The following is a 13492-nucleotide window of genomic DNA, read 5'->3' on the forward strand; positions in this document are numbered from 1 at the left end:
AAGAGCCAGTCTTCCCGCTGACTGTTGGCAAATTTCTCCGTACGGAGGGTTGCCGGGCCCGTTCTACGGTCAGGTCCAAGGTCGATGGGGAGGTCCGGTGACGGTCGGCACTCACGCGAGGCGGGTACGCACGCACGTCACGGGCGCCGCGAGCGCCGCGGTGCGCCCGGTCCTGGAGTCCCCGAGGCGGCCCGCCCGGGTGCTCGCCGCGTTCCCCGCGGGCGTCTACCTGGAGATCAGGACCGAGCTGGAGCCGTCGGTGATCGCCGTGGTGACCGGGGCCGCCACCCGGCTGCCGAACGCGGTGCTGCTCGCCGGAACTCTGCCGCGGGTCACGATGGGCGACGAGGCGTTCGTGGGGGACGGCTCGGTCGACCTGGGCGGGCTGAGCCTGCGCGCCCGGCGCTGGTGGGATCCGGCGCCGCCGCTGGGCGAGGTGGACCCGGCTGCGCTGCCGCCCCCGTCGGCTCTGGCCGGGTGCGGCGAGCCCGGCCTGGCCGGCAACGACGCGATCGAGCTGCTGGCGGCGAGCTGCGCCTCCGGATGGCTGCTCGGCGCGGTGACCGCGGCCGAGCGGCTGGTCGGCCTCGGCCCCGGGCTCACGCCGAGCGGCGACGACGTGCTCGCCGGGCTGCTGGTGACGCTGCGCCACCTGGGCCGGGCGACCGGCGCCGCGCGGGCGCTCGACCTGGCCGGGTGGCTGGCGGCGACCGTCACGTTCGACGCGCGCACCCGTACCACGCCGATCTCCGCGACGCTGCTGCACTGCGCGGCGCGCGGCGAGTCCTGCCCGGAGGTGATCGCGGCCCTGCGCGGGCTGGCCGGTCGGCAGCCGCTGGAGCCGGCGCTGCGCCGGCTGTGCGGGCTCGGCCACACCTCGGGCGCCGACCTGGCGCAGGGCGTCGCCATCGGGCTGGAGACCGTACGGGCGCTGAGCGGACCGGCCGCCCGGGGAGGACGGGGATGAGCGACGCGGTCTTCCTGCGCAAGGGCGTCTACCACGACTCCGTCGCGCTGATGCGCGTGAGCAGGGCGCTGTCCGGGCTGCCGGGGACGGAGGTGGCCGTCGTCGCCATGGCCACCGAGCTCAACCTGGAGCTGGCCCGTGACCTCGGCTTCACGCTGCCCGCCGCGGACCCCGGCGACCTGCTCGTCGCGCTGCGCGGGCCGGACACCACGACGGCGGAGCAGGAGCTGGACCGCCACCTGGCGGCCCTGTCCTCGGCCGGCCCGGGGCCGGACGGCGAACAGCCGCCGCTCACCACCCGCTCGGCCGCCCGGCGCGGCGCCGACCTGGCGCTGGTGTCGGTGCCCGGCGAGCACGCCTTCGCCGAGGCGATGGACGCGATCGAGGCCGGGCTGCCCGTCATGGTGTTCAGCGACGGCGTGCCGGTCGAGCAGGAACGGCTGCTGAAGGAGCGCGCGGACGAACGCGGCGTGCTCGTCATGGGCCCCGACTGCGGCACGGCCGTGGTCGGCGGGGTCGGGCTGGGGTTCGCCAACGTGCTGCGGCCGGGGCCCGTCGGGCTGGTGGCCGCGTCGGGGACCGGCGCCCAGCAGGTCGGCTGCCTGCTGGACCTGGCCGGGACCGGCGTCAGCCACGTGCTCGGCGTCGGCGGCAGGGACCTGTCGGCGGCGGTCGGCGGCCGATCGACCGTGCGGGCGCTGCGCATGCTGGACGAGGACCCGGCGACCGAGCTGATCGTGCTGGTCTCCAAACCGCCGGACCCGGGAGTCGCCGAGCAGGTGCGGCAGGTCGTGGCGTCCCTGCGCACGCCGGTGGTGGAGGCGCTGCTCGGCTCCGGCGCCGACCTCACGACCGCCGCGGAGGCGGCGCTGCGCGCGCTCGGCCGCCCGGTGCCCGCCTGGCCCTGCTGGGACGGCTCCGGCCGGCGGACCAAGACGGCGGACGACGGGGACCCCGGGCCCTCCGGCCTGACGTCCGCCGGGAGCCGGGCGCTGGTCGGCGTCTACTCGGGCGGGACCCTGTGCGCCGAGGCCGCGCTGATCGCCGGCACCGGCGCGTTCACCGACTACGGCGACGACGCCTACACCCGCGGCCGCGCCCACCCGATGATCGACCCCACCCTCCGCCTGGAGGCCCTGCGCCGGGTCCCGCGGGACGGCGTGGTGCTCATGGACGTGGTGCTCGGCCACGCCGCCGACCCCGACCCCGCCGCCACGCTCGCGCCCGCGGTCGCCGCCCTGCCCGCCGCCGCCGTGGTCGTCGCGCTGATCGGCACCGAGGCCGACCCGCAGGACCTGCGCCGGCAGGCCGCGGCCTTCCGCGACGCCGGCGCCACCGTGTTCGCCTCCAACGCGCAGGCCGCCCGCCACGCCGCGTCGATCCACTCCGGGTCGATCCACTCCACGTCGATCCATCCCGGGGACCTGCCATGACCCTGCTCGACGGCCCGCCCCGCGTCATCACGGCCGGCGCCGGTCTGCTCGCCGACGCGCTGCGCGAGCAGGCCGCCGCCGTGACCGGCGTCTCCTGGCGCCCGCCCCTGGCGGGCACCGCCGACGCCCTGGCCAGGGTGCTCGCCGATCCCCGCAGGCAGGCGGCCAACGAGCGTGCGGTGCGCCGGCTCACCTCGGCCAGGCCGCTGCTGACCGGGGTGCGGCGCGCCTCCGAGGTGCTGCGGACGGCCGGGCCCGCCTTCCTGCACGCCGGCCCGCCGATCACGTGGGAGCGGGCGTCGGGGCCGATGCGCGGCGCGCTCGTCGGCGCGATGCTGTTCGAGGGGTACGCGCGGGACGAGCGGGAGGCGGCGGACCGGCTCGCCGCCGGCGAGGTGCGGCTGGAGCCGTGCCACCACCACGCGGCCGTCGGCCCGATGGCGGGCGTCGTCAGCCCGTCCATGTGGCTGTTCGAGGTGCGCGACGACGAGCACGGCGGCACCGCGTACTGCTCGCTCAACGAGGGCCTGGGCAAGGTGCTGCGGTACGGCGCGTACGGGCCCGAGGTGCTGGACCGGCTGCGCTGGATGGACACCGTGCTCGGCCCGGCGCTGTCGGCGGCGGTCGAGCTGGCCGGGCCCGTGGACCTGCGCTCGCTGATCGCGCAGGCGCTGCAGATGGGCGACGAGCTGCACAACCGCAACCGGGCGGCGACCTCGCTGCTGCTGCGCGAGCTGGCCCCGGCCGTCTCGGACGCGGCCCCGGGCAACGCCTCGGACGTGCTGCGCTTCATCGCCGGCAACGACCACTTCTTCCTCAACGCGGGCATGGCCGCGGCCAAGGTGAGCACCGACGCGGCCCGGGACGTCCCCGGCTCGACCCTGGTGGTCGCCATGGCCCGCAACGGCACGGACTTCGGGGTGCAGGTGTCGGGGCTCGGCGGGCGGTGGTTCACCGGGCCGGCCGGGGTGCCCGACGGGCTGTACCTGGGCGCGTACGGGCCAGGCGACGCCAACCCGGACATCGGCGACTCGACCATCACCGAGACGTCGGGGCTGGGCGGGTTCGCCATGGCCGCGGCCCCGGCCATCGTCCGGTTCGTGGGCGGCGAGGTCGCGGACGCGGTGGCCGCCACCCGGTCCATGTACGAGATCACGATGGCGGAGCATCCCGCCTATCAGATCCCGGGGCTCGGCTTCCGCGGCACGCCCACCGGGATCGACGTCACCCTGGTCGCCAGGACCGGCCTGCTGCCGGTGGTGAACACCGGGATCGCGGGCCGGGTCGCGGGGACCGGGCAGGTCGGCGCGGGGCTCGTCAGCCCTCCGGCGGAGGCGTTCACGGCGGCTCTACAGGCGCTGTCAGAAGCTGTCATCGATCCTTTCGAGGTATAGCGAAACAGCACGTCAACCCCCGAAAAACGGCGCCGCGGTTCCCTCACCGATTGACTGCCTATATGGTGGCGAATCCCATAACGTGCAACTACGTTGCGACTTTGTGTGACTTCTGAGGCTGGAGATGGGGGCGGGACATGGCAGCCGACCGCGTGCTCAGCGGCCCCGGCGCCGAGGGCGGCGCCCCACAGAGCCAGGGCAAGCTCATCGGCCGGCGCTACCGGCTGATGTCCCCCGTCGGCAGGGGCGGCATGGGCATGGTGTGGCACGCCCATGACGTGCTGCTCGACCGGGACGTGGCGGTCAAGGAGCTCATCCTGCCGTTCGGGCTGGACCACGCGGGCAAGCAGGCGGCGCACCGGCGGGTGCTGCGCGAGGCGAGGTCGGCCGCGCGGCTGCAGCACCCGGCAATCGTCACCGTGCACGACGTGGTGGAGGAGGACGGCCGTCCCTGGATCGTCATGGAGCTGGTCCGCGCCTGGTCGCTGGAGCAGGCGGTGCGCCAGAGCGGCCCGCTGCCGGTGGTCCAGGCCGCCGAGATCGGCATCCGGGTGCTGGACGCGCTGCGGCACGCGCACGCCGCCGGGATCCTGCACCGCGACATCAAGCCGGGCAACGTGCTGCTCACCGCCGACCGGGTGGTGCTGACCGACTTCGGCATCGCCGCCGTCGAGGGCGACGTCACGATCACGCAGACCGGGCTGCTCATGGGTTCCCCCGCCTACATCCCGCCGGAGCGCCTGTCGGGACAGCCGATCTCGGCGGCGGCCGACCTGTGGTCGTTCGGGGCGACGCTGTACACGGCCGTCGAGGGGCGGCCCCCGTATGAGGGGCCGGACGCGGTCGCGGTGCTCGGCGCGGTGCTGACGCAGGAGCCGTCCAGGCCGCAGCGCGCGGGCGCGCTGCTGCCGGTGGTCGAGGGGCTGCTGCGCAAGAACCCGGCCGAGCGGCTGACCGCCGACGAGGCCACCGGCCTGCTGGAGCGGGTGCTGCTCGCGCACGGCTCGGCGCGGCCGCGCAACCCGGAGACGCCGGCGCCGCTGCCCGCGCCGGACGAGCCGACGCCCGCTGGGCTGCTGCCGCCGCTGGAGCCGCCGTCCGGGCCGCTGCCCTCGCGGATCGTGGAGACGCCCTCGGGCCCGGTGCGCGTCCCGTACGACCCGGACGGCAGCCTGTCGGGCGGGTACGCGATGCCGTACGACGCGATGTCTGGCCCGTCCGGCGCCCACCGGACGGACCAGGTGCCGAGGCCGGACTTCGACGCGTTCGCCTCGGGCCCGCACTCCCTTCCCGGGCTCGGCGGCCCGGCGTCGCCGCGGTCGCTGTCGGACCCGGCGCCGGGCGCCCGTCCCGGGCCGGGCAGCGGGTCGGGCCCGTACCCGATGCCGCCCCAGGACGCGCGGGGCCCGGCCGGGGCGATGCCGGACGGCCCGTCGTACCCCGGCCTGGACCGGGCCGCGCGGCCGGGCGGCCCCGACGACCGGGCCGCGCCGCCCATCCTGCCGCTGACCAGTGACAGCCGCAGCGCGGGCGTGTCCTCACGCTGGCCGCCGGCCACCGACGACGACCTGCGCGACCAGTCGCACCGGCTGTCCAGGGACGTCAGCCGCAGCCGCCTGGCCCAGTTGCCCGGCGGCGGGCCGAACCGGACCGCGGCCGCCGGCAGGCGCAGGCCGCAGGAGAGCGGCAACGCGTGGGTGCGCGACGGACGCCCGACGCCGCTGCTGATCGTCGCCGCCGTGGCGGCCGTGGTCGCCGTCGTGGCGGCGCTGATGATCCTCGCGTCGATCGGCTCGGACGAGCCCTCGCCGGCCCCGCTCTCGATCGCCGGCGGCGTCCCGACGCCGGCCGAGGCCGCCCCGGTGCCCGACGGGTACACCGAGGAGACCCCGCCGGGGTTCAGCGCCGGCGTGCCGGAGGGCTGGAAGGTGAGCTCGTCGGGCGGCCAGACCACGATCACCGGGCCGAAGGACTCGGGCATCCGGCTGGTCGTCACCCAGGTGACGCCCAGGGACGACGGCGGCCTGTCGGAGCTGACCCGCGAGGAGGCGGACGGCGGCAAGGACGGCTACATCCAGGTGCAGCTGCAGAACGTCGACTACCGCGGCTGGAAGGCGACCGACTGGGAGTACACCTACGCCAGCGCGAACGAGGTGCCCATGCACGCGCTCACCCGGTTCGTCACCGTGGACGAGGAGACGGCCTTCACCATCACGTTCGACATGCCGGAACTCGTCTGGGACGACCAGGCCGAGGCGCGCAGGGTCTTCTTCGACACCTTCCGCCAGTCCTCCTGAGCGGGCCCCCGGGAGGCCGTGCGGGACGGGCGTCCCCCGAGGAGGAGGGTGCTGTACGGTCTGGGCATGAGACTGGGGAGCGTCTTCTTCTATCCCGTCAAATCGACGTCCGGCCACGAGGCCGCCGAGGCCGGGGTGCGGCCGTGGGGGCTGGCCGGCGACCGGCGCTACCTCGTCGTGGACGAGCGTGGCGAGCCGCTCACCGCCCGCGAACATCCGATCATGCTCGCCTGCGTGGCCAGGCCCGACGGCTCCACGATCAAGCTCAGCGGCCCGCACGCCGAGCCGCTGCGCGTCACCCCGACCTCGCGCAGGCTCACGGCCGCCATGGGAGGGGACCGGGTGGAGGTCACCGACTGCGGGGACGACGCCGCCGCCTGGATGGCGGCGCTGCTCGGCCGTCCCGCGCGGCTGGCCTGGCTGGACGACCCGACCCGCCGTCCGGTCGATCCCGCGTACGGCCGGGCGGACGACCGGGTGAGCCTGGCCGACGCCTTTCCGCTGCTGCTGACCACGACGGCCTCGCTGGCCCGGCTGGACGACTGGGTGCGGGAGACGGCCGCCGAGCGCGGTGAGGAGCTTCCCGGGGCGCTGGACATGCGCAGGTTCCGGCCGAACGTGGTGGTGGAGGGCGCCGGCGAGCCGTTCGCCGAGGACTCCTGGCGGCGGCTGCGGATCGGCGAGGTGGAGTTCCGGGCCGTCAAGGGATGCGACCGGTGTGTGCTGACGACCGTCGACCCGGACACGTACGTCAAGGGCAAGGAGCCGATCCGCACGCTGAGCCGGCATCGCAAGTGGGACGGCAAGGTGTGGTTCGGCGTCAACCTGATCCCCGACGGCACGGGCACGATCAGGCGGGGTGATCCCGTCACGGTGCTGTAGTCCTGAAAGCGCCTTTTGGGGTGATCTCTGGGGCTATGCGAGACTTCACGGGTGACCAGCACCCCCACAACCTCCGACGTCTCATCCCCAGGGCACCTCGGAGCCGTCCAGCGCCGCACCCTGATCGTGCTCTCGGCCGCCCAGATCGTGGGCGGCGTCGGCGTCGCCGTCGGGCTGGCCCTCAGCTCCGTGGTGGTGGACCAGCTCTCCGGCTCGACGATGATCAGCGGCTTCGCGGGGACCGCGACCGTGCTGGGCGCGGCCCTGCTGGCGCTGCCCACGGCCAAGGCGTCCGGCAGCGGCGGCCGGCGGGCCGGACTGGCGCTGGCCTACCTGGCGGCGCTGCTCGGCTGCGCCATCTCGGTCGCGGCGATCACCATCGGCAACTGGCCGCTGCTGCTGGCCGGGCTGGTGCTCGTGGGCGGCGGCAGCGCGGGCAACCTCGCGGCCCGCTACTCGGCCACGGATCTGGCGCCGAAGAACCACGCGGCCCGGCACCTGTCGCTGGTGGTGTGGGCGGCGACCATCGGCTCGGTGGCCGGCCCCAACCTGGCCGAGCCCGCCGACCGGATCGGCATGGACGCCGGGCTGGTGGAGAAGGCGGGGCCGTTCGCGTTCGCCGCGCTGGCGTTCGCGGTGGCGCTGCTGATCGTCTTCGTGTTCCTGCGCCCCGACCCGCTCAAGCTGGCCAGGCAGCACGACGGCAGCGAGCCCACCACGGGGAAGGGCAACCGGACCGTCCGCACCGCGTGGCGGATCCTGCGCGCCACGCCGATGGCCCGCCAGGCGCTGGTGATGATCGCCGTCAGCCACACGGCGATGGTGTCGATCATGTCGATGACCCCGGTCAAGCTCCACCACGACGGCGCCGAGCTGGACGTGATCGGCATCGTGATCAGCCTGCACATCGCCGGCATGTACGTGATGTCGCCGGTGGTCGGCTGGCTGGCGGACAAGGCGGGCAGGGTGCCGGTGCTGCTGCTCGGCATGGGCCTGCTGCTGGCCTCCGCCGCGCTGGCGGCCACGGCCGGCCACCGGGTGTGGCAGATCACGTTGGCGCTGTTCGTGCTCGGCCTGGGCTGGTCGTGCGGGCTGGTGGCCGGCTCGGCGCTGCTCAGCGAGTCGGTGGCGATCGAGGGCCGCACGGCCGTGCAGGGCCTGTCCGACCTGCTCATGAACGTGTGCGGGGCGACCGGCACGGTGCTGGCCGGAGTGATCGTGGGCGGCCTGTCGTACGGGGTGCTGGGCGTGGGCGTGGGGGTGCTGGTGGCGCTGGCCGCGGTGTGGCTGGCGCTGACGGCCCGCCGGTCGGGCGCTATTTGGCGTCCGCATAGCAGCTGACCGCGACCGCCTCCATCGGGAAGCGCACCGGGGTGGCCCCGAACAGCAGCCTGGTGGCCTCGGCGGCGGCGGCCGAAACCGCGTCGGCGACCCGCTCGGCCTGGTCGAGCGGGCAGTGCACGATGACCTCGTCGTGCTGGAAGAACACCAGCCCGGCGGGGGCGGGCAGCCGCCCGCGCAGGACCGCGATGAGGGCCAGCGCCCATTCGGCGGCGGTGGCCTGGACCACGAAGTTGCGGGTGAACCGGCCCCGGTCGCGCGCCGCCCGGCCGCCCTCCGGCCCTGAGACCAGCTCGCGCCACGACGCGGACGGCGGCGGGCTGGTGCGCCCGAGCCAGGACCGGACCAGCCGGCCCTCCTCGCCCGCCTTGGCCGCGTCCTCGACGAACTGGTAGGCCTTCGGGAAGCGGCGGCGCATCACGGGCAGCAGCCGGGCGGCGTCGCCGCTGGTGCCGCCGTACATGGCGGACAGCATCGCGATCTTGGCGTGGTCGCGCTGGCCGCCGAACGAGGCGGCCAGCGCCGAGTAGAGGTCGCTCTCCCCCGCCGCGGCGGCGAGCCGGGCGTCGCCCGCCATGGCGGCCAGCACCCGCGGCTCCAGCTGGGCGGCGTCGGCGACGACGAGGGTCCACCCCTCGTCGGCCACCACCACGCGCCGCAGCACCTTGGGGATCTGCAGAGCGCCGCCGCCGCTGGTGGCCCAGCGGCCGGACACCACGCCGCCGACGACGTACTCGGGCCGGAAGCGGCCGCCGCGCACCCACTGGTCGGCCCACGTCCAGCCGTGGAAGCTGTGCAGCCGGGCCAGCTCCTTGTAGGCGAGCAGCGGCTCGACGGCCGGGTGGTCGATCTGCTTGAGCTCCCACGACCGGGTGGACCTGATCGCCACCCCGGCGCTCTTGAACGCCTTGACGAGCTGCTGCACCGAGTCGGGGTTGACCGGGTGGCCGAACGCCGCCGAGACCCGGTCGGCCAGCGCCTGCAGCTTGGCCGGGCGCATGCCGTGGACCGGCCGGGGGCCGAGCATCTCGGTGAGCAGGGCGTCGTGCACGTCCCTGCGCCAGGGCATGCCGTCGTGGGCCAGCTCGGCGGCGATGAGCGCGCCCGCCGACTCGGCGGCGACCAGCAGCCGGAACCGCCCGGGGTCGGGCAGCGCCGCGACGCGGCCGAGCTGGTCGGCGAGCACCTCGGCCACCGCCTCGGCGGGCAGCGGCTCCGGCCCGAACAGCGTGGCCGGGTGACCGGGCTGGTCGTCGGCCGGCTCGCCGGTGACGGGCCGGCCGTGCAGCCGGGCGTGCGCCGCCCTGGCCGAGCGCGGCTCGCCGTAACGGCCCTCGGCCGCGAGCAGCAGGCCCTCGGTGAGCGCGAGGTCGTGGCAGCGGCCGACGCGCACCCCGGCGGCGAGCAGCGGCGGGTAGGCCTCGCGGGTGTCGGCCCACACCCACCGCGGCCGCACCGACTCCAGCTCGCGCACCGCGCCGGGCACGTCGCCGGGCAGGCCGCCGGGCAGCGGCTCGCCCGCGGGATGGAGCGTCTGTCCGGCCAGCACCACGTACACGACTCCAGGGTGCCAGGCCCCTACGACAGAGGGATGCGCACCTCGTCCTCGACGGGCGGTTCGAGCTCCTGCCGCAGGCACCCGGTGGCGGCGTGGCACCGGATGGTGAGATGGTCAGGGGTGACCGACAGGCGCAGGAACTGCTTGAAGAACGGCGGGGTGTCCCAGTCGGACAGCTCCGACAGGAAATGCTGGAACACCCGGTCCACCGGCAGCCGGAACGGCCACGGCCAGGACCCGAGCAGCCGCGCCGCCCACCGCATCCGCCGGGTGATCGTCACCGCGCCGACCGGTCGTACCGGCTTGTTCTTGATCTGGTCGGCCATGATGCAGGCGGCCTCGTCCGGCGTGAGGTACATCCACCGCATCCGCAGCCGCTTGGCGTAGAGCTGGCTGTAGAACGACAGGGAGTCGCCGCGCAGCGGGTAGCAGCGGTAGTCGTCCTCGTGCACGCCGCCGACGTCGACCCGCCGGATGGTGTGGGTGGCGTGCATGAACGCGCCGCCGCCGCCGGACACCACGTACTGGATCACCCGGTCGCCGACCTGGACCGGGTAGCGCTGGTAGTTGTGCACGTCGCCGCCGATGGCCGCCACGTAGCGGTGGCGCGGGTCGCGCACGATGTCGTCGACGGTGCCGCCGCCCTCCAGCTCGGACGGCTTGTAGGCGTTGCCGGTGTAGATCGGCTTGCCGGTGATCAGGATCTTGGGCCGCGGGTCGAGCGACACGCGGCGCAGCCACGCGGTCTGCTCACCGTCCAGAGTGCCCTTGATCCCGGTGTCGACGCCCACGATGAGCAGGCTCGGGGTGTCGATCACCCAGTACGGTCCGGGCTGCGCGGCCTGCTGGGCGGGGCGGCCGCGCAGGGCGCGGGCCTCGGCCAGGGCCGGCTCGTCGATCGTCTCCGGCCTGCGCCACAGCAGCCCGCGTATCCCCCGGTCCGGCTTCGGCTTGAGCGAGGCGTCGCAGAAGACCCGCATGAAGCCGCCGAGCCCGTCGTACCAGTCGTGGTTGCCGGGGACGGCGTAGATCGGCGCGTCGTAGTCCTTGTAGGGGCGGAAGAACTTGTCGCGATAGTCGTTGCCCGACCCCGCCGGGTAGATGATGTCGCTGGCCAGGATCGCGAACGCGGTGCCCGCTCCCTCCTTCAGCATGCCGGGCACGACCGCGTACTGCGACGCGTCGCCCTCGCCGGTGTCGCCCACGAGCAGGAAGTCGAAGCTCTCGCCGACCTCGGGCGTGATCCGGAAGTCGGGGTCCGCGCCGCGCTCGCGCAGGGCGGCCACCCACTGCTCGCGCACCTCGCCTGACGGGTCGCCGAACAGGCCGGCGAGTACCTCGTTCCGGGATTTCCACAGGGTGACGGGGTTCAGCCAGGTGAAGCCCTTCTCCGCCGGCCGCAGCCGGTCGAACGTGCCGATCTCCTGGCAGGCCCATCCGGCGCCCTCCTCGGACACCCGCGAGGAGGCCCGCTTCCCCCGTTCAGCCGCTAATTCCACCATGCCCCCCATCTTCGTCCCCTGGCCCCGACACGCGCATCCGAACGCAGCGTGCCGTTGCCGACACAGATGGTTCACGATGGTGTAGCCTCTATCGCCCCAAGCAAGCGGTTGTCGTCGCCAAGGAGGGCTGCCATGGCCCGTAACGGTTCCGATGACGCGCTCAGGCGGAGCACCACGCGGGTGGACGCCGTCGAGGGCCTGCTCGCCTACGCCGCGACGAGGCGCGCGCGGGCCGCGTTGCGGGAGGTGAGCCGCGCCGTGGCGATGAGCCGCGAGCTGGTGGCCGAGCGCCCGGAGCACACCCCGCTGCTGGTCCGCGCCCTGCTCATGCTGGCCCGCCTGCACCTGGGGCGCGACCGGCCGGGCGACGCGCTGCCCGCGGCCCAGGAGGCGGTGGCGCTGGCCAGGCGGGAGGGCGGCGCCCCGCTGGCGCTCTCGCTGACCGCCCTGGCCTCGGCCTACGAGGGCCTTCAGCGCTACGGCGAGGCGGCCGAGGCGTCGGCCGAGGCGTCCAGGGTCACGGAGCTCGGTTAGACGAGCGCGCCCGGGTTGAGCACGCCCGCCGGGTCCACCCGGTCCTTGACCGCCCGCAGGATCGCCACGCCCAGCGGGCCGATCTCGTCGGCGTAGGCGGCCTTGTGGTCGCGGCCGACCCCGTGGTGGTGGGAGATCGTCCCGCCCGCCTCGACGATGGCCGCGTTGACCGCCTCCTTGGCCCGCTCCCACTGCGCCACCGGGTCGCCCTCCTGGGCGGTGACGACGGTGAAGTACAGCGAGGCGCCGGTCTCGTACACGTGGGAGATGTGGCACATGACCAGCGGTGAGCCGAGCGCGCCGAGCAGCGCGAGCCGGACCGCGTCGTACAGGCGCGGCAGGTTCGCCCAGAAGCCGGCCGTCTCCAGCGTCTCCACGGTGGCGCCGGCGGCCAGCAGCGAGTCGCGCAGGTACGGCGCGGAGAAGCGGCCGTGCGCCCACGACCGGCCAGGCTCCTCGCCGAGGGGGACGCCGCCGTGCGCGGACAGGACCGCGGCGGCCGCCTCGCGGCGGGCGGCGACGGACGCGCCCTCGTAGCCGGCGATCACCAGGCAGCCGGGCTCACCGGACTCCTCCGCGCCGATCCGGTCGGGTCGGGCCAGGCCGATCATGGTCTCGGTCTCGTCGGAGAGCCGCAGCACGGTCGGCAGCGGGCCGTCCTGGGCGAGCGCCCGCAGCGCGGCCGTGCCGGCGGCGAAGCCGGGCAGGCGCCAGCCCTCGTACGCCTTCTCGGCCGGGGCGCGGCGCACCCGCAGCCGGAGCGAGGTGATGACGCCGAACGCGCCCTCGGAGCCGAGCACGAGCTGGCGCAGGTCGGGCCCGGCCGCCGACTTGGGCGCCCGGCCGAGGTCCAGGTCGCCTTCCGGGGTGGCGACGGTCAGCCCGGCGACCATGTCGTCGAAGCGGCCGTAGCCGGCGGACGCCTGGCCGCTGGAGCGGGCGGCGGCGAAGCCGCCCAGCGTGGCGTACTCGAAGGACTGCGGGAAGTGGCCCAGGGTGAGGCCGTGCGCGCCGAGCAGGCGTTCGGCCTCAGGGGCGGGCACGCCCGGCTCGAACAGCGCGGTCATCGACTCGGTGTCGACCTCGATCAGCCGGTTCATCCGGCCCAGGTCGAGCGAGATCACCCCGGCGAAGCCGTCGCGGCCGGCGGTGAGCCCGCCGACGACGGAGGTGCCGCCGCCGAACGGCACGACCGCGATCCGCTCGGCCGCGCACAGCCGCAGCACGCTCGCCACCTCGTCGTGCCCGCCGGGCAGCACGACGGCGTCGGGCGCGCCGTCGCCGTCGCCGGCCCGCAGCCGCAGCAGGTCGGGGGTGGACCTGCCGCGGGCGTGCCGGACCCGCGCCTCGTGCGTGGTCAGCACGTGCCCGTCGCCGACCAGGGCGGCGAGCGCGTCCAGGTGGCGGGGCTCCAGCGCGGCGGGCGGCACCCGCACCGACTCCAGCTCGGCGGCGGGCACCACCGGAGCACGCACCCCCAGCAGGTCGTGCAGCAGCCGGCGGACCTGTCCGGGAAGTTCGCGGGCCTGGGCCGGGTCGCCCCAGCCGGACCAGAGCATCGGTTCCGACGTCATGGTTACACTG

10 protein-coding genes are annotated in these 13492 nt (G+C 75.2%); 7 read left to right on the top strand and 3 right to left on the bottom strand.

Annotated elements, in window-relative coordinates; translation table 11 throughout:
• Positions 1-97: 97 nt before the first annotated feature.
• The 6 genes from ACQEUU_RS27130 (at position 98) to ACQEUU_RS27155 (ending at position 8314) form a co-directional block, all read left to right on the top strand.
• Positions 98-967: a DUF2877 domain-containing protein gene (locus ACQEUU_RS27130; RefSeq protein ID WP_433071121.1), complete on the top strand. Its 870-nt coding sequence runs from the start codon at positions 98-100 to the stop codon at positions 965-967.
• Positions 964-2400, top strand: coding sequence for an FdrA family protein (locus ACQEUU_RS27135; protein WP_433071124.1), 1437 nt, complete (start codon positions 964-966; stop codon positions 2398-2400). The genes ACQEUU_RS27130 and ACQEUU_RS27135 overlap by 4 nt, the downstream gene beginning before the upstream one ends.
• Positions 2397-3794, top strand: coding sequence for a DUF1116 domain-containing protein (locus ACQEUU_RS27140; protein WP_433071127.1), 1398 nt, complete (start codon positions 2397-2399; stop codon positions 3792-3794). The genes ACQEUU_RS27135 and ACQEUU_RS27140 overlap by 4 nt, the downstream gene beginning before the upstream one ends.
• A 137-nt stretch (positions 3795-3931) precedes the next feature.
• Positions 3932-6091 (top strand): protein kinase domain-containing protein, encoded by a 2160-nt coding sequence (locus ACQEUU_RS27145; RefSeq protein WP_433071130.1) that lies wholly within the window; start codon positions 3932-3934, stop codon positions 6089-6091.
• A 66-nt stretch (positions 6092-6157) separates the two neighbouring features.
• Positions 6158-6973 (top strand): MOSC domain-containing protein, encoded by an 816-nt coding sequence (locus ACQEUU_RS27150; RefSeq protein WP_433071133.1) that lies wholly within the window; start codon positions 6158-6160, stop codon positions 6971-6973.
• 51 nt (positions 6974-7024) lie between these two features.
• Positions 7025-8314: an MFS transporter gene (locus ACQEUU_RS27155; RefSeq protein ID WP_433071136.1), complete on the top strand. Its 1290-nt coding sequence runs from the start codon at positions 7025-7027 to the stop codon at positions 8312-8314.
• On the opposite strand, the gene ACQEUU_RS27160 is transcribed toward ACQEUU_RS27155, so the two are convergent.
• Both ACQEUU_RS27160 and ACQEUU_RS27165 read right to left on the bottom strand, forming a co-directional pair.
• On the bottom strand, positions 8289-9863 hold the full coding sequence (locus ACQEUU_RS27160) for a bifunctional 3'-5' exonuclease/DNA polymerase (RefSeq protein WP_433071998.1): 1575 nt from the start codon (positions 9861-9863) through the stop codon (positions 8289-8291). The two genes, ACQEUU_RS27155 and ACQEUU_RS27160, sit on opposite strands and share 26 nt — an antisense overlap.
• 29 nt (positions 9864-9892) lie before the next feature.
• Positions 9893-11374, bottom strand: coding sequence for a metallophosphoesterase (locus tag ACQEUU_RS27165; RefSeq protein ID WP_433071139.1), 1482 nt, complete (start codon positions 11372-11374; stop codon positions 9893-9895).
• Positions 11375-11506: 132 nt separating this feature from the next.
• Here ACQEUU_RS27165 and ACQEUU_RS27170 point away from each other — a divergent pair, with 132 nt between their 5' ends.
• Positions 11507-11908, top strand: a complete 402-nt coding sequence (locus tag ACQEUU_RS27170) for a hypothetical protein (protein WP_433071142.1) — start codon at positions 11507-11509, stop codon at positions 11906-11908.
• Here the strand turns inward: ACQEUU_RS27170 and ACQEUU_RS27175 are convergent.
• The gene (locus ACQEUU_RS27175) at positions 11905-13482 is read right to left on the bottom strand and encodes an FAD-binding oxidoreductase (protein WP_433071145.1); all 1578 of its coding nucleotides are present in this window, start codon (positions 13480-13482) and stop codon (positions 11905-11907) included. The two genes, ACQEUU_RS27170 and ACQEUU_RS27175, sit on opposite strands and share 4 nt — an antisense overlap.
• Positions 13483-13492 lie beyond the last annotated feature (10 nt).

Origin of the sequence: Nonomuraea sp. CA-218870, from assembly GCF_050936535.1 — a bacterium.
In the GTDB taxonomy this organism is placed as follows: domain Bacteria; phylum Actinomycetota; class Actinomycetes; order Streptosporangiales; family Streptosporangiaceae; genus Nonomuraea; species Nonomuraea corallina.